Below are 14711 nucleotides of genomic sequence, written 5' to 3'. Positions count from 1 at the left end.
AGGGCCGAGGTCAGGAAGAATGGACACCCGAAGAAGGTTAAGTAAGTGCCATTCGAGACAGATTTATTTTTTGTGAGTTTCCCCACTTCCCTTCGCTACGGCTTATGAAGGCTCGAACGAGCGCCGCGAGGATATTGACGCAAATTCCTACACAAACCTCGGAAACCAGTGCATTGCAGCATCTGGATGTGCAACTTATTGTCTCTCTGTCGCCCAGATGGCGATTCGGGTTTGGCGACTCGATTGAATGAAGCGCAGAAGCTCCTGCTCCTTATCAATTGAATGAAGGTACTGCTCATGACCCGATACATGCCCATCACCGGCATCGACTTCATCCCCGCAACCCTGCTCATTGACACCGAAGCGCCTCTAGACGTCCTTTTCGAAACCGCCGACTACCGCATCCGCACGGTAACCCAAGTCTTGGAAAATATCGCGTTTCGCTCGGACATCAACTCAGACACGGTGGTGCTGACTGATTTTTGTAAATTGCTGACCACCTCGTTACGCGATGGTTGTGATGTCATGGATGTGATTGGAAGACGATTGCGGGCGCAGGCGGCGGAATGATGAAGACGGGCGGCTTATAAGAGGAGAACAGAGGTAGGCTACGATTCTGAGACGGTCCGATTTACAAGGCGAACTCAAAATCGCGGTTTATCCCCGGTGTCTAATCCGTTCTTCAGGCTGGTGAATGATTAACTGCATGCCCAGGCTGCGCATGAAGATCAATGCCTAGCGCATGAATGACTTTAAGTACAGTATCGAATCTCGGCTTTGATCCGGGGGCGAACGCCTTGTACAAGCTTTCTCGCCCCATGCCCGAGTCTTTAGCAATCTGCGCCATGCCACGGGCCTTGGCCACATAGCCGATCGCTCGGAGAAACTCCTCGCTATCACCATCAGCCAGCACCTGAGAAAGGTATTCGCTGATTGCTTCGTCGCTATCGAGAAGTGCCGCCATGTCAAATGTCGTCAAGTGTTGGCTCATGCTCAAATCTCCTTTGCCAATTTCTTTGCTCGCCGGATATCAGCACTCTGTGAAGACTTGTCACCACCAGCCAGTGGCACGATGACCACTCCGCCGCGCTCAATGCGACGGGCGATAGCGATTTTTGCTCGCAGATCACGGACCGTTGAATGCCAAGCAGCGAGCGTCTGCATTTGCTGGATGAGATCATTTATGAGTGGACTGTATCCAGTTGGATGGCAGTCAAGATGCCGGTGCTGGTCATCCCCAGTATTCTCAATCCGGGGTGGGTAGGGAAGAAAATGGGAACAGCCCATGACCTATGAACTCAGAACCATGGTCTGTCGCCAGTCTTTGCTGACCTCGCCCTTGACTCGTAGCAGCGAAGCAATGGTGCTAAATTCTGCGCGTCCAGCGTGTGGGCTCATCTGGCTCGGCGGGAATATTCAACGCCTCTCTCAACCGATTTTGTGGATATGGAAATTCAATGAACACACCCAAGCTTTCGATTGCGCTGTCCTGCGCTGTAGCTGTTTTGATGTTGAGCGGATGCGCTGCCTCTGTAAAAAGCGGCGGGACTGAAACGCTCGTCATTCAGGAGTCAGCCAAGCAGAATCTGGTTGTAAACTTTCAAGGCAATAGCAAGGTTCAACAAAACGAGGACTGGCCTCGCTTGAAGCAAGAGTGGAATGACGCCCTGCAAGTCGAAGCGACTCGCGCCGGCTACAGCCTTGCAGAAACTCAAGCATCAAGTGTCGAGGGCAAGGACGGTGTCGGCATCAAGATCAATGTGACCAATTTCCGTTACCTCACCCCAGGCGCGCGATACGGAGCCGGGGTCATGGTGGGGAATGCGTGGGTCAATTCCAGTGCAGACTATTCGGACTTGAAATCAGGCCGCCTGATTGGAACTCGGACATATGACACCTCGTCGTCTGCTTGGGAAGGCGTCATGTCGGCGATGACCCAAGAGCAGGTTCAGGCTATTTCTCAGAAAATCATAAGTGACATCAAGAGCGCAAAAGCTAAGTAATTGATCCTGGCTAACCAGTGTTGGTTGACCGGGGCGGGTGGTGATCCCAGTTTTTTCTTGAAGCTGATGAAGCACGCCCCGAGGAAGAGTGAATCAATGCCAAAGAAACATCAGGAAAGCAAAGCCGCGACGGCTGCTGACATTGAACGTTCTATCCAGGCACTGAACAAAATGGCAGAACGTCTCTGGGGCGACGGTCGGGAAGCTGAGGCGAAAGCACTGCTCGATGCCTTGGATGCTTTAAACAGGGCACTCGATAGGATCAGGATTGGGGAGAGTCGCAGGGTTCTTCATTGAAGCGTGAAGGAAAACGGGATACCCCCACAATATGAAACGGGAATAGATGTTCAAAGCCCAGCCATGCGCTGGGCTTGATTTGTCATTAGGCGTGTGCTGCGCGCTCAAACACCTCGTCGGCCCATTGGTTCAGGCTCTTGCCGGCAGCTTGGGCTGCAATGGTAGCGGCAGCATGCACTTCAGGACGAATGCGCAGCATCACCTTTCCAGAGGCTGGCTTCTCAGGGCTGACTCCTTGTTCGACACAGTCCGCCAAATAATCCTCGATAGCGCTAGCAAATTCGGCGCGCAGTTCTGTCACTGAGTCGGCGTGAAAACTGATGATGTCACGTACTCCCAGAACTCGACCGACGAAGATGTCGTCACGCTCATCAAACTCAACTCGGGCTGTATAGCCCTTATAGGTCATGCTGTTCATAGTTCAACTCCTGACCGCTGGAGAAATTCTCGAGCCTCTTCTACCTGATATTTCTTGGCTTCCTTTCCGGGGTGCGGCCGATGACAGCGCCACTGTGCCTCTCGCAACACGAGCTTGACCCGCGAGCCTTCGCGTTCCAACACTTGGCCACCCAGATGAACGACTAAAGCCTCAATGTCAGCAAACACTACTGCCGCGCTGGTTGGCGTGCGGTAGATCGCTTCTAGGATTTTCCGGTGCCTGTTCTTCATTTCTGCTCATGCTATCAAAAAAAGATAGCAAAATCCTACCAGTACCGAGCCATTGAAGCTTGGCGCCGTGATGGAATTTTCATTTCTGTCTTTTTCTACAGGCGTAGACCTTCCACGTCCTATTAGGGGACATACCACGATTGTGAATCGGGCTGATTACAAAAGGCCCCAAAACCGTGGCCTTTTCCCAGTTTCACCACGGACCCTATGGCAAAGGTCAAGTCCTTTTATGCGGCTCGTAGTGGCGAAGTAATGGTGCTAAATTCTTTATATCCAGCATGTATGGATCACCTGACGAGGCTGGGAGATATAGGCATCACGATCTACTCGCGTCGGTCAGCCAAATCGACGCAGGTCAGCAGCTCACGATCACAGGAAGTGGACCATGAAAATCATCACCCTAGTACTGGCAGCAGTTCTTGCAGTCACCTCTGTATCCGCAATTGCTCATGGTGGCCGTACGGACAAGCAGGGCTGTCATAACGACAAGAAAGCTGGAACACGCCACTGCCATTGACCCGAACTGCGCCGAGGCTTGAAGAAGCTGTGGTCTTCTCAAGTGGGGCGTCGATCTGATCCCGTCTGTCGCGCCCTGGCCGTTCATCCATTGCCCGGCACTTGCAGTTGCCCAGGCATCTCTGATGGTTAAGCGTGGAGATCCCTCGCGTCAGAACGGAGAGCCAGCATGGAAATCGACGAGAATGCTCCTGGGAATAAATCCCAGCAGGACGTAACCCGTGGTACGGATAACGAAACAGGCCACGATCCCAAGAAGGACGGCACGGAGCTTGAGCTGCCCTCGGACGATGAGGCCCCTCTCGAAGAGGATATGTCAGATGTAGATGCCGCCGACTCAGTGGCCAGTGAGCATCCCGACGCTTAGCTTTCGTCCTTGCTGATTTATGTCAAAAGCGGGCGACGTGTGAATCGCCCGTTTTTTGTAGGTCTCAGTTTCTAAAAAAACGACTTGGTCCGATTGTCCACCGCTTGCTGAGACATCAATCCGTCGACCCGCTTGATCTTGCGCGAAAAAATGATGCTGGTATGGTGGCGCCTCGTTTAAATCAGCGTTCAAGAGGGATCTTCTATGCACTCATTTTTCGCCAAGACCTTTGGGGGTCTTACTACCAGCTACTACATCCGCCAGTTCCTTTTTGGGCTGGTGTTCGCTGTGATGATCATCTCTCTGGCGGCCAATGGCCCTGGAGGAATCGGCGCGAAGCCTGGGTTGATTGTGTTAGCGGTAATCAACACATTGCTCTACCCGTATTCTCGGTTTGTCTACGAAAGTGTCGTTGGTTACATCATGGGCAACAATGTGTTCTTCGTGAACGCACTGTTCATGCTGATGGTGAAGGTTTTCACCATGGCGATGTGCTGGTCGTTGGCGATTTTCGTAGCGCCGGTGGGCCTGGCGTATCTGTTCTGGCGTAACAGCCGGTCGGCGGTTGAGTAAGCCAGCAGTTCAGTGCGTTCGCAGTGGTAACTGACGAGAATGGCTAAAGTAAGCCCTACATTAAATCGTAGGGCTTTCTCATGACTTCTTTGCTGACACGGTTCCTGTCTTGCCGCCCTTGGTTGTTCAAGTGACGCAGCAAATATTTAAAAGAGGCCATCCCTTGTCGAACGTAGAATCCCGCCTGCATGAACTAAAGCTCAATCACATCTACGACGGCTTCAAACAGCTACTCCCCATTTCCCTTTTCGTCGTTGTATTCGGCGTCGCCTTTGGCCTGGCCGCAGCGCAGTCAGGGCTGAGTGATGTTTCAGCCGTGCTCATGAGCACACTGGTATTCGCCGGCGCTTCTCAATTCGCCGCGCTGGATCTATGGGGCCAACAGGTCCCGGTTGTTCCGTTGATGATCACCGTCTTTGCCATCAACGCCCGACACCTGTTGATGGGCGCGACGCTCTACCCGTGGTTGCGGGAGTTGCCGGTGGCCAAGCGCTACGGTGTGATGCTGGTGGTCTCGGACGCCAACTGGGCCATGGCGATGCAAGCGTTCAGCCGTGGAAAACCAGGGCTTGGGCTTTTATTCGGCGGTGGCATCGCGCTCTGGGTCGCCTGGATCCTGGGCAGTTGGCTGGGCCTGCACTTTGGCAGCGCCATTAAAGACCCGGTCAGTTTCGGGCTCGACATGGTGATGGGGTGTTTCTTGTTGGCGATGGTCGTAGGCGGCAAGAAGAACCTGCGCATGTTCATTATCTGGACGGTGGCGGCCTGTTCATCGCTGTTGGCCTACTGGTACCTACCGGCTAACAGTCATGTCGTGGTGGGGGCTTTGGCGGGGGGGATCCTGGGCGCGCTGTGGATGGAGAAAAAACAATGAATATCGACATGGCGGGCCATGGCACCCTGATCATCATACTGATCATGGCCATCGTGACGTTGGCGACCCGCTGGGGCGGTGTTTTCGTGATGTCGTTCGTGCCGATCAACTATCGGGTGCAGCAATTCATCACGGCAATGTCCGGCTCGGTATTGGTGGCGGTGCTTGCCCCGTTGGCGATCGAGGGTGACAACGGTGCACGCCTGGCTTTGCTGACCACCGCGATCATCATGGTGATAGTGAAGAAACCTCTGCCGGCGATTGCGGCCGGGATACTTGCAGCCGCGTTAGTCAGGCAGTTCTGAAGCCATGTCGCCCGCTCACAAGCGGGCGATGAATTCCAATCAACAGAGGTCAGAAGTTCAGGGCCAATGCCTCCCCAAACGAGTGCTCCTGAACGCCGGCCATGAAGTGCCGTGGCATTTTCTGTTTCGCCTCGACCGGCGCAATGTCAAAACCACCGACTATTTGACCGTGAAGTGCGCGCAGCCGTATCGACTCTTCTTCCTTTGCCTTTGCCATTCTCGCGTGGTTCGCTGCGATTTCGTTGAGAGTTGACACGGTACATCTCCGGTGACTGACCAAGCAGTGATTGGATGGCCGCCGCGTCAGGGTTACGTCACCCCGGGGTTGCCATGACAAGTCGGTGCAAACCCTGAGCCAGACGTGGCGGCGAAATGCGCGTCACCTTCCATTAGCGACGAATGGTGCGCACCGGGAAACTCTAACCGCCCACAGATGAATATTTAAAGACGCGGGCGACTTCTCAGGCGTCTGTGTCGGCGCCATAGCCGTCCGGCATGCCTGCCGTCTTGCTGAAGAACACGACCACGGTGATGCCGATCAGGCTGGTGGCGAGCGCCAGCAGCAGGATCACCTGCTGCGTTCCGATGGGCGCTGCCAGCAGCGCGACCAGCAGCCCCGCCAAGGGCTGTGACAGGTTATTGAGCAGGGTAATGACGCCGACGGTTTTGCCAAAATCCTTGGCTGGAATGACCTGCTGGCGAATGCTGCGCATGTAGACGTTGAACATCTTGTCGAAGCCGACGATCAGCAGAAAACCGACGACGTAACCCCACACTGTCGGGCTGAATGCGCTGATGAAGGCGCCAGCGGCGATCAGCGTGTAAGACACACTGCCCAAGACTCTCAAGGGCAAGGTCACCCGCGCCAGGGAGAACAGAATGATGATGGTGGTCACGGCGCCGGCTGCCTGTAACCAGGCGTAGTAGTCCTTGCCGGCGCTGTACTCGCCGATCACCATGGCCGCCGAGGTGGCGAGGGTGACGCCGATGATCAGGTTGACCCCTACGGCCAAGCCGATGATTTTTTTCAGCTCAGCCAGGTTGCGGATGTGACCGAAGGCAATGCGCAGCGGGTTCAGCCAGACGTCGTGATGTTGCTCGAAGGTTTCCAGCGTCACCGCGCTGGTGCGCTGCCAGAACAGCATCGCCAGGTCCGCCAGCAGGAACAGTACGGCAATCGCCAGCACCACCCAGTGCCAGGCCCATACCTCCAGCATCAGCGCGGCGATCAGCGGGCCCAGCACCAGCCCGGTCTGGTCGGCGATCTGCGAGTACGACAAGGTCTTGGTGTAGGTGTAATGCTTGAAGATGTAGGGCATCACCACCTCGCGAGCCATGATGCCCTGGGTGGTCAATACACCGCAGACCGCCGAGAGGGCGACGATCCAATAAATGCCGCCAAAAATCATGAAGAGCACCACGGCGGCAACGCACGTCACCGCGCGATAAACCTGGCTGATGTGCAGGATTCGAATGGGCGAGAACTTGTCGCACAGCGCGCCGCAGATCGGGAACGACAGAAAGCGTGGCAGGGACTCGACGAAGAAAGCCAGGCCTGCCGAGGAGACGCTTTGGGTGGTTTGGAAAACAATCAGCGGGACGATGAACAGCAGTATCTGGTCGGCCAGCCGTGAGAGGAACATTGAAATGAAAAAGGCCAGGTAATCCTTGCGCATGGGGTTCTCGTGTCGAAGGGCGGACGGGCGAGGCTGGGGCTCAATAGGCCGAGCCGGAAGCGTCATTCAGGTTGTGTCGCTCGTCACCCTTGAGGGGCGGGTTGAAGACGCTGATCAGGATCAGGTCCTGGTCTTTCCCGCCACGCAGGTAGTGGCGGTCGTGTTGATCGAGTACGTAAATATCGCCGGGGCGGATCGGATATACGTTGCCTTCCATGTCCTCGACTTCACCTTCCCCGGCAATGCAATAGCACGCCTCGAGATGGTTGCGGTAGTGCAGCAACGATTCGGTTCCAGCACGCACGACGGTATGGCAGACGGTGTAACCCATGCCGTCCTTTTCAGTGAGTAACCGGTGGCTGGTTCCGGCTCCCCATTCAACGAAGTGGGCAGTTTTTTCGATATCGGATTTGTTTCGTACAAACATACCTGGCTCCTTGAGTTGGCTTTATGCCGTGGCTATCGTTTGGGTTCCGGCGGGCCCTTCGACGATAAAGTCGGCGAACCCCTGCATCGCGCTATCCCAGTGAACATCCCGGTGCACAACCATGGCTTGCAGGTCGCGCCAATAACGATGGAGGGCGTTGGCGCGGGTCATGGATGAGGCGCCCGAATGTTCCACCAGCCGTTGAACCGCCTGAAGGCAAAGCCGTGCCACATAGCTGCGGTCGCGCTTGAGGCTCAATAGCTCATCCGTGGAGAGGGGCCGTCCGGCCAGTCCGGATTCATGCAGCATGCAAACCAGTGTGGTGTACAAGGCTGCCGCTGCCGATAGCTGCGCCGCACTGTGGGCCAGCCTTTCTCTCGCCGGCGCCGCGATCGGGGCGTTCTGCTGCTTCAGCGATTCGATGTGACTTGCCAGGGCCCCTTCGGCGCAGCCCAGCACAGGCCCGAGAATGGATGTGGTGATAAAGGGCACGATCGGAACGCTGTACAGATAATCGCCAGGCGCTTCCAGTACTCGATGTCCAAAGACTTCCTCAAGGCTGAAAACCTGCTCGGACGGTACCAGCAGATCGCGGATCAACACGTCGTGAGAGCCCGTGGCGGCCATGCCGCAGGCGTCCCAGGTATCGAGTATTTCCACCTCGCGAGTGGAGACCACCACCAGCGTCCGTGCTGTGCTCGTCGTACCCTCTCGACCAGTCAGGGGCGCGTTGAGTAATAACCAGGTGGCCTGTTCAATGCCTGAGCTGAAACGCCAGGTGCCATCGACGTGAACGCCGTCGACTTCCAGCGATAAGCGACTGCGGGGGCCTACTGAGGCCGAAGCAAACAGTTGCGGCTGTTTATCCTGATATAACCGGTGCTGGCAAACCTGACTCAAGCGCCCGGCAATGGCGGCATGTCCGCCCACCAGGCTGATCATCCAGGCTGTGGAGGCGCAGGCCCTGGCAGCCAATCTCGAGGCCTCCATCATGTCGGGCCAACCGGGGCCGTTCAATGGCGCCCGGCAAGGGGAGAGCAGTTCAAGCAAACCATCACCAAACAGCTCATCGAAAGTGGACTTGCTCAGCCTTCGATTCCTTTCAGCCTCTGCCGCTCGCTCGCGCCAGCCTTCCAGACGCCGCTGAACCCGTTCCACTGGTGTTCCCAGGAGCGCTTGGTCGAGGTTGTGGACACTGTGCTCACGCATCGCAACGCTCTTCTTCGAAAGGTGTTGGGGCGCCGCACAAAAAACCTATGGCTGAAGCTTCGAAGCAAAACCCGTCCGGCTGATTCACGGGGCCGAGCAAGCTGATGAATTGCTCGAGTCGGCCATGGTCATCCGATGCGACGAACTCATAAAAGTTTGTGCTGTTCCACAGCAGATAGACGTACTTGAAATGACTGCAAAGCGCTTCGAGCAGTTCGTGCATAAGCACTTGGCCGTTTTGCATCTGTTCGAGCATTTGCTGGCGTTTCCACTCGATTTCTTCTGCTGTGAAATATCGGGTTTTGAAAACTTCGTCTTTTACTCGCTCCCGCTCCAGATACTGCTCGACGTCCTGGTGATTGAGCTTTTCAAGGAAAAAAGCCAGGGCACCAGGTTTGAGCAATGGCTTGATGTGCCCGATCTGAGCCTTGCGATCACGGGTATAGAACTGAAAAGCCGCCGTTTCATAGACATAGTCGAATCCTTCCTGAAACCGCTCATAGGGTGCTTCAGCGAACAGGCGAGGTTGAAGCGTCAGGAACGATTGCGGATAAAACAGTGAACGTGCCGGGTCGGCATGACGTTGAAAGTGCGTTTGATTGGCCTTGTTGGGGGATGTCGTGAAGGTGTTGATCAAACCTTTGGCGTGTGCGGCGAGTGCACGCCCGTTGCTGCCATCGAACGCATCGATCTCGAAGAAGTTGAAGGTTTGTTCGTCGTCGGTACGCAGGATTTGGGACAGTCGTATGAGTGCAACCCCGATCCTTGCCATTTCTTCAAGGATGTACGGGACGCTCGCCAGAAAGTGCAGGAACAGCGGCCCGGCCTTCGCAACCAGGTGATCGTGGTACGCCACGACATCAGCATCAGCAATGGCGTGCCTGAGATGACTACTCAACGACTGCGCCGGCACTTGCGTCGCGCCGGTGGCCAAACGGTGAAAGTGTTCGGCAAGTTGCAACATCGAACTGCGTTTCAGGTCATCCTCCAGGCTGGAAGGAGTCGCCGGTTGTGTAACGTCCATTGTTATCGCTCCCTGAATATCAGATCAGTCCTTTAGCGGTGATCTTTCCCGAGTCGGTTTTCGGCAACGTATTCATGAATACGCACTGAGTGGGCACCATGTGCCAGTCCAATACCGCTTTGCAGTAATCGAGCAACACCTGCTCTGTCGTGTCCTCATGGCCAGCCCTCAGCACGACGCAGGCCTTGGGGACGAAACCTGCGGACTCGTCCGCCACGGGAACGACTACGACCTGGGCAACTGAAGGATGGGACGCCAGGCATTGCTCGATTTCCCGAGGATTCACCTTCCAGAGATTGCGGGCGAACAGGTCGTCTTTTCGACACACGTAATAAAGATAGCCTTGAGCATCCCGGCGAAAAAAATCACCGGTACGGTAGTATTTTTCCCGACCGAAACAGTTGTATTTGAATGCCTTCGTGGTGGCTTCAGGCATCTTCCAGTATTCCAGCATCAGGTATTCGCTGCTGACCAACAGTTCTCCGACCCTATCCGGTTCTGTAACCGGTTCGTCATGTTCGTCAACGATCACCACGCTCACACCGTTGAGCGGTTTGCCTACCGAATCTGGGCGCTGAGTAATCTCGGACGGCGGAAGATAGCTCACTCGCTTGCATTCAGTGAGGCCGTAGTTGGAGAAGATATCAACAGTGGGAAGTGCGTGTTTTATATGTTGAATGTGCCGAGGGTAGAGCGGCTGACCGCTGCTGGATATATAACGAAGTTTGGGTAAGCGCTGTTGCCAATGAGCGCCCATGTCGGCCAGCAGGAAGAGTACCGGTGGAAAGACATGAAGGCCCGTGACCTGTTCGCGTTCGATCACTTCAAGTACATCTTCGGCGCAGGTCGCGGCCTGGCTTTCAATGACGGCGGTACCGCCGAAGAACAACGGCATCATGATATTGTAGACGCCATAGTCGGAAGCCAAGGTTGAATAACTGAGGATGGCATCTGCTTCGGTATTACCTAGATAATCAATGACACTGGATGCCGCCGCAATCATGATTCGGTGATTAACCACCACGCCCTTGGGGTTAAATGTAGACCCGGAGGTATAAAAGATAGACGTCGGCAGATTTTCATCAATGTTGGGGAAGGCCGTTGCAAGGTCGTCGGGGTCCAGCGTATGCAGTGCTTCCTCCAGGCTTGATGCTTGTGCCAGGATGTTCTGCGTTTGGCCAAGGACAATAATTGTCTCAAGGCCAGCCTCTGACGCCAGCGCCTGCAAATCCTCACTGCAGTCAGTGATCAATACGCGGGCGCCGGTGTGTTTGAGCTGATAATGCAGCTTGCTACGATTGTAGGTCGGATGCGTGGCGGCGGTAATCGCGCCTGATTTCAACACACCCAGAAAGGCGGCAATCAGGTCGGCGCTGATTGGGGCATATAAGGCAACACGATCACCGGGCTTGACGCCGCGCTTTATTAACAACGTTGCAATCAATGTGGCGCGCTTTTCCAGGACATCGTATCGGGTGCGTACACCATCAATGACCAACGCGGATTTGTAGGGTGCCCGTTTAGCATTGTTTTCAATGAACTGATGGAAAAGAGGCATAAGCTGTCCCTGGCGTGAACGGCCACTTGTTTTAATTAACGAGTTAGATCCTAAAGAGTCCGAGCACGCTCAATGTGCGAGAGAAATGGACATGCTCGCCCAGGGTCGGAAAGGCGCTCGGAGGCTGTGGGGAACTCAAAAGCGGAAAGGGACATAAACTGCATTCTCCTTGTTATTGTGTTGTCATCCTTGATGAGCGTGAGGCTGCGAAGCGGTTTGATAGTTTCACCGTAAAGTTCGGCTGTCAAGATCGTCAGGCGGTGTAGATAAGCGGTTTTTTGTCACGGTGTTGTGACATTTTTACTCTTCGGGCGGTGTAGGAAGTCTCTGAAGATTAGTTCGGTAATATAAGAAAGATTTTTCCTTCAACTTAAATCAGAAACGAGAATATGCGTTAGAGATAGAATCGCATCTCAGCACCGTAAGCTGCCGATGTGTAAGGTGTGGCCTTTTGTAGATTGGGCATCCACAGAATGTATTCGCCTTTGTGGCGTCTACAATTGTAGGGGATATCCCTTTTTCAGTGAGAACCACCATGCTCAAATCGCGCTCGTTGATTGTTGCGGTTACCTGCTTCGCCCTCGTGGCGGGTGCTACCGCTGTGGTGGCGAACCCGGGTAACGACAAGGGGAACGCCAAATTCGATCAAGGTCAGGGTCAAGGACAAGGAGGCAAGAGCGGGCAGGGCAACAAGGGCGGTCAAGGCAACCCCGGTAGCAACCAGGGCGGCAAAGGCAACCAGGGTGGCAAGGGCAACCCATCAGGTGGTGGCGGCGATTGGCACAACGGCCCCAGCATCGACCGCGGCGGCGTTCTTGGCCTGATCAGCGGCCACCGTGATTATTGGAGCCCAGGTCCGCCACTGCCACCGGGTATCCAGAAAAACCTCGCCCGAGGCAAACCGCTACCACCGGGCATCGCCAAGAAGCTGGACGGGCGTTTGCTGGGGCGCTTGCCGCACTATGACGGTTATGAGTGGCAGCAGGTGGGCACGGACCTGATTCTGGTGGCGATTGCCACTGGCATCATCTATGAAGTGCTCAACGGTGCGTTTGACTAAAGCGTCAATGGAATAGATAGCAGCCTCATTCGCAGTGATGCCAGTCAGTTAAGCGAAACGCCTGTGGGAGCGGGCTTGCTCGCGAAAGCGGTGGGTCATTCAACATTGATGTTGGCTGACCCGACGCCTTCGCGCGCAGGCTCGCTCCCACAACTGGATCGGAGTACGACCGGGAGAGCCAGGCCGGCCGCAAGGCCGCCTCGCGAGCAAGCTTTGCTCCCACAGATTGGATGGCTAAATAAACCATCCAAGACCGTTGCTCCCACAGGTTTTGTATCAGCTTTCAAGTTGCCGCAGGCGTTTGTACAAGGTGTTGCGGCTAACCCCCAGACGCCGCGCCAGATGCGAAATGTTCCCGCCCACCGCCTGTAATTGGCGGTTCAGGTCCTCGACATCGTTCAGGTCGACCGTCAGCGGCTCCGGTGTTTCCACCGGTTCCATTTCAAGATCAATGAAGAAGTCGTCTGGCAGATGTTCCGCGCGGATCGGTTGCTCTTCGGCCATTGCCAGGGCGACTTGCAGCACGCTGCTGACCTGGCGCAGGTTACCTGGCCACGGATGGCGTTCGAACAGATCCAGCACTTCGCGGCTCAGGCCAGCCCATTGCGTGGGTTCGCGGTGGTGTTCCCAAAGACGTTTGAACAGGGCCTGTTTGTCGTTGCGTTCGCGCAAGGGCGGCAGTTCCAGGGTCAGACCGCCGATGCGGTAGTACAGGTCTTCGCGGAACCGCCCCAACTGCACTTGTTCGCGCAACGAGCGGTTGGTGGCGGAGATGATGCGAATATCCACCGGGAATAGCTCGGCGCTGCCCACCGGTTGCACGCAACGCTCCTGCAATACCCGCAGCAATCGGGCCTGGGTCGGGAGGGGCATGTCACCGATCTCATCGAGGAACAGCGTGCCGCGGTCGGCCTTGCGGATCAGGCCGATGCTGCCTTTTTGATTGGCGCCGGTGAAGGCGCCTTTTTCATAACCGAACAGTTCCGATTCCACCAGCTCGGCGGGGATCGCCGCGCAGTTGACCGCAATGAACGGCTGCTTGCTGCGGGAGCTGGCCTGGTGAAGGGCTTTGACGAACACTTCCTTGCCGACCCCGGTTTCGCCGTGGATCAGCAGTGGAATGTCCTTCTCCAGCAAACGTTCGGCCTGGCGTACGGCTTTTTCCACGCGGCTGTCACCGAAGTGCAGGGTATTGAGGCTGATCACGTTTGCGGCGGGGGCGGACGAGGGCGCTGGCTCGGCGAAGACCCGGGCCTTGACCGTCACCTGTTGCGGGCGTCTGAGCAAGCATTGGAAACGATTGCTCCCTGACGCTTGCAGGGCGAACGGCAGGCCGTCGGGCTGGTTCAGCAGCTCCAGCAGCGAAACCTTGAACAGGCTTTCGATGCTTACCCGTGACAGGCGCAGGCCCAGCAGATTGTCGGCGCGGCGGTTGGCGGAAAGCACCTGGCCGGTTTCATCGAAAATCAGCAGTCCGGCCCACTGGCTGTCGAGGTTGTTCAATCCGGTGTTGAAGGTCAGCTGGAAATGTTCACCGCGAAACAGGTTGAGGATCAGCCGGTTTTCCACGGTCTGGCTCATCATCTTGACCATGCCCAGGGTGTGGGACGGCGGCAGGTAGCTGTCGCTGGAAACGTCCAGCACCGCGATGACCTTGCGCTCGGCGTCGAAAATCGGCGCGGCGGAGCCGGTCATGAAACGGTTGGCCTTGAGGAAGTGTTCATCGTGTTCAATGTGTACCGCCTGTTCACAGGCCAGGGCGGTGCCGATGGCGTTGGTGCCGCTGCAGCGCTCCATCCAGCTCGCCCCGGCGCTGAAGCCATGGGCCAGTTTCGGTTCGATGAAGCGTTGGGTGCCCCAGGAGGTCAGCACTTGGCCCTGGTTGTCGGCCAGCATGATCAGGCAATTGGAGTTGCTCAGGATGTTCTCGTAATACGGCAGGACTTCCTGGTGGGTGGTTTGCACCAGCGAATGCTGGCTTTCCAGCAACCGGGCAATGCCCTCGGCGGGCAATTGATCGAAGGCAGGCACGCTCTGGTGATTCAGGCCAAAGGCGCGGCAGCGGGACCAGGACGCCTGGATGATGGCATCGTGGGACAAGGCTGGAGCAGGTGCGGCCATGGGGCACTCTCGCAGATGTTGTTTTTATTGTT

The 14711-nt window shown here is 56.0% G+C and carries 20 protein-coding genes; 9 read left to right on the top strand and 11 right to left on the bottom strand.

The window, feature by feature from the left end; genetic code table 11:
* Positions 1-297: 297 nt before the first annotated feature.
* Positions 298-570, top strand: coding sequence for a hypothetical protein (locus tag MA884_RS23600; RefSeq protein ID WP_256232772.1), 273 nt, complete (start codon positions 298-300; stop codon positions 568-570).
* Between the two features lie 112 nt (positions 571-682).
* Here MA884_RS23600 and MA884_RS23595 read toward each other — a convergent pair whose 3' ends face one another.
* Positions 683-991, bottom strand: a complete 309-nt coding sequence (locus MA884_RS23595) for an addiction module antidote protein (protein WP_256232771.1) — start codon at positions 989-991, stop codon at positions 683-685.
* 2 nt (positions 992-993) lie between these two features.
* Positions 994-1185: a hypothetical protein gene (locus MA884_RS23590; RefSeq protein WP_371134811.1), complete on the bottom strand. Its 192-nt coding sequence runs from the start codon at positions 1183-1185 to the stop codon at positions 994-996.
* A 272-nt stretch (positions 1186-1457) separates the two neighbouring features.
* Between MA884_RS23590 and MA884_RS23585 the strand changes: the two genes are divergently transcribed.
* Both MA884_RS23585 and MA884_RS23580 read left to right on the top strand, forming a co-directional pair.
* Positions 1458-2003 carry a hypothetical protein gene (locus tag MA884_RS23585; protein ID WP_256232769.1) on the top strand — a complete coding sequence of 182 codons (546 nt, stop codon included), beginning with the start codon at positions 1458-1460 and terminating at the stop codon, positions 2001-2003.
* Positions 2004-2099: 96 nt separating this feature from the next.
* Positions 2100-2300: a hypothetical protein gene (locus MA884_RS23580; RefSeq protein ID WP_007895617.1), complete on the top strand. Its 201-nt coding sequence runs from the start codon at positions 2100-2102 to the stop codon at positions 2298-2300.
* An 85-nt stretch (positions 2301-2385) separates the two neighbouring features.
* Here the strand turns inward: MA884_RS23580 and MA884_RS23575 are convergent, their stop codons facing one another.
* Positions 2386-2718, bottom strand: a complete 333-nt coding sequence (locus MA884_RS23575) for a type II toxin-antitoxin system HicB family antitoxin (protein WP_256232768.1) — start codon at positions 2716-2718, stop codon at positions 2386-2388.
* Positions 2715-2969 (bottom strand): type II toxin-antitoxin system HicA family toxin, encoded by a 255-nt coding sequence (locus MA884_RS23570; protein WP_256232767.1) that lies wholly within the window; start codon positions 2967-2969, stop codon positions 2715-2717. Before MA884_RS23570 ends, MA884_RS23575 begins: the two co-directional genes overlap by 4 nt.
* 385 nt (positions 2970-3354) lie before the next feature.
* Here MA884_RS23570 and MA884_RS23565 point away from each other — a divergent pair, with 385 nt between their 5' ends.
* The 5 genes from MA884_RS23565 (at position 3355) to MA884_RS23545 (ending at position 5604) form a co-directional block, all read left to right on the top strand.
* Positions 3355-3486 (top strand): YHYH domain-containing protein, encoded by a 132-nt coding sequence (locus tag MA884_RS23565; protein WP_094030725.1) that lies wholly within the window; start codon positions 3355-3357, stop codon positions 3484-3486.
* A gap of 168 nt (positions 3487-3654) precedes the next feature.
* Positions 3655-3852 (top strand): hypothetical protein, encoded by a 198-nt coding sequence (locus tag MA884_RS23560; RefSeq protein WP_256232766.1) that lies wholly within the window; start codon positions 3655-3657, stop codon positions 3850-3852.
* Between the two features lie 204 nt (positions 3853-4056).
* Positions 4057-4425, top strand: a complete 369-nt coding sequence (locus tag MA884_RS23555) for a hypothetical protein (RefSeq protein ID WP_256232765.1) — start codon at positions 4057-4059, stop codon at positions 4423-4425.
* A 163-nt stretch (positions 4426-4588) separates the two neighbouring features.
* Positions 4589-5299 (top strand): AzlC family ABC transporter permease, encoded by a 711-nt coding sequence (locus tag MA884_RS23550; RefSeq protein ID WP_256232764.1) that lies wholly within the window; start codon positions 4589-4591, stop codon positions 5297-5299.
* Positions 5296-5604: an AzlD family protein gene (locus MA884_RS23545; protein ID WP_256232763.1), complete on the top strand. Its 309-nt coding sequence runs from the start codon at positions 5296-5298 to the stop codon at positions 5602-5604. Before MA884_RS23550 ends, MA884_RS23545 begins: the two co-directional genes overlap by 4 nt.
* A gap of 49 nt (positions 5605-5653) precedes the next feature.
* On the opposite strand, the gene MA884_RS23540 is transcribed toward MA884_RS23545, so the two are convergent.
* The 6 genes from MA884_RS23540 to MA884_RS23515 form a co-directional block, all read right to left on the bottom strand.
* Complete coding sequence (locus MA884_RS23540) at positions 5654-5860, bottom strand: hypothetical protein (RefSeq protein ID WP_256232762.1); 207 nt, start codon at positions 5858-5860, stop codon at positions 5654-5656.
* A gap of 205 nt (positions 5861-6065) precedes the next feature.
* Positions 6066-7280, bottom strand: a complete 1215-nt coding sequence (locus tag MA884_RS23535; protein WP_256232761.1) for an MFS transporter — start codon at positions 7278-7280, stop codon at positions 6066-6068.
* Positions 7281-7320: 40 nt separating this feature from the next.
* Positions 7321-7707, bottom strand: a complete 387-nt coding sequence (locus tag MA884_RS23530; RefSeq protein ID WP_256232760.1) for an ectoine synthase — start codon at positions 7705-7707, stop codon at positions 7321-7323.
* Positions 7708-7728: 21 nt separating this feature from the next.
* Positions 7729-8916 carry a hypothetical protein gene (locus MA884_RS23525; protein WP_256232759.1) on the bottom strand — a complete coding sequence of 396 codons (1188 nt, stop codon included), beginning with the start codon at positions 8914-8916 and terminating at the stop codon, positions 7729-7731.
* Positions 8909-9940 (bottom strand): class I SAM-dependent methyltransferase, encoded by a 1032-nt coding sequence (locus MA884_RS23520; protein WP_256232758.1) that lies wholly within the window; start codon positions 9938-9940, stop codon positions 8909-8911. Before MA884_RS23520 ends, MA884_RS23525 begins: the two co-directional genes overlap by 8 nt.
* Before the next feature lie 19 nt (positions 9941-9959).
* Entirely contained in the window at positions 9960-11498 is a 1539-nt protein-coding gene (locus tag MA884_RS23515) for a class I adenylate-forming enzyme family protein (RefSeq protein ID WP_256232757.1), read from the bottom strand.
* Between the two features lie 535 nt (positions 11499-12033).
* On the opposite strand from MA884_RS23515, the gene MA884_RS23510 reads away from it, so the two are divergent.
* A complete protein-coding gene (locus MA884_RS23510) occupies positions 12034-12558 on the top strand; it encodes an anti-virulence regulator CigR family protein (RefSeq protein ID WP_256232756.1) in 525 nt (174 codons plus the stop codon).
* A 276-nt stretch (positions 12559-12834) separates the two neighbouring features.
* On the opposite strand, the gene MA884_RS23505 is transcribed toward MA884_RS23510, so the two are convergent.
* Positions 12835-14679, bottom strand: coding sequence for a sigma-54-dependent Fis family transcriptional regulator (locus MA884_RS23505; protein ID WP_256232755.1), 1845 nt, complete (start codon positions 14677-14679; stop codon positions 12835-12837).
* Positions 14680-14711: the final 32 nt, after the last annotated feature.

This window comes from Pseudomonas sp. Q11, assembly GCF_024494355.1.
Lineage (GTDB): Bacteria > Pseudomonadota > Gammaproteobacteria > Pseudomonadales > Pseudomonadaceae > Aquipseudomonas > Aquipseudomonas hefeiensis.
Note: the sequence above shows the minus strand (reverse complement) of the source record. Positions and strands in the feature narration are given on the sequence as shown.

Excerpts from the sequence above, each read along its gene's own strand:
- MA884_RS23600 (WP_256232772.1), top strand. The coding sequence starts at position 298 with ATGACCCGATACATGCCCATCACCGGCATCGACTTCATCCCCGCAACC.
- MA884_RS23595 (WP_256232771.1), bottom strand. The coding sequence starts at position 991 with ATGAGCCAACACTTGACGACATTTGACATGGCGGCACTTCTCGATAGC.
- MA884_RS23585 (WP_256232769.1), top strand. The coding sequence starts at position 1,458 with ATGAACACACCCAAGCTTTCGATTGCGCTGTCCTGCGCTGTAGCTGTT.
- MA884_RS23580 (WP_007895617.1), top strand. The coding sequence starts at position 2,100 with ATGCCAAAGAAACATCAGGAAAGCAAAGCCGCGACGGCTGCTGACATT.
- MA884_RS23575 (WP_256232768.1), bottom strand. The coding sequence starts at position 2,718 with ATGAACAGCATGACCTATAAGGGCTATACAGCCCGAGTTGAGTTTGAT.
- MA884_RS23570 (WP_256232767.1), bottom strand. The coding sequence starts at position 2,969 with ATGAAGAACAGGCACCGGAAAATCCTAGAAGCGATCTACCGCACGCCA.
- MA884_RS23565 (WP_094030725.1), top strand. The coding sequence starts at position 3,355 with ATGAAAATCATCACCCTAGTACTGGCAGCAGTTCTTGCAGTCACCTCT.
- MA884_RS23560 (WP_256232766.1), top strand. The coding sequence starts at position 3,655 with ATGGAAATCGACGAGAATGCTCCTGGGAATAAATCCCAGCAGGACGTA.
- MA884_RS23555 (WP_256232765.1), top strand. The coding sequence starts at position 4,057 with ATGCACTCATTTTTCGCCAAGACCTTTGGGGGTCTTACTACCAGCTAC.
- MA884_RS23545 (WP_256232763.1), top strand. The coding sequence starts at position 5,296 with ATGAATATCGACATGGCGGGCCATGGCACCCTGATCATCATACTGATC.
- MA884_RS23535 (WP_256232761.1), bottom strand. The coding sequence starts at position 7,280 with ATGCGCAAGGATTACCTGGCCTTTTTCATTTCAATGTTCCTCTCACGG.
- MA884_RS23530 (WP_256232760.1), bottom strand. The coding sequence starts at position 7,707 with ATGTTTGTACGAAACAAATCCGATATCGAAAAAACTGCCCACTTCGTT.
- MA884_RS23525 (WP_256232759.1), bottom strand. The coding sequence starts at position 8,916 with ATGCGTGAGCACAGTGTCCACAACCTCGACCAAGCGCTCCTGGGAACA.
- MA884_RS23520 (WP_256232758.1), bottom strand. The coding sequence starts at position 9,940 with ATGGACGTTACACAACCGGCGACTCCTTCCAGCCTGGAGGATGACCTG.
- MA884_RS23515 (WP_256232757.1), bottom strand. The coding sequence starts at position 11,498 with ATGCCTCTTTTCCATCAGTTCATTGAAAACAATGCTAAACGGGCACCC.
- MA884_RS23510 (WP_256232756.1), top strand. The coding sequence starts at position 12,034 with ATGCTCAAATCGCGCTCGTTGATTGTTGCGGTTACCTGCTTCGCCCTC.
- MA884_RS23505 (WP_256232755.1), bottom strand. The coding sequence starts at position 14,679 with ATGGCCGCACCTGCTCCAGCCTTGTCCCACGATGCCATCATCCAGGCG.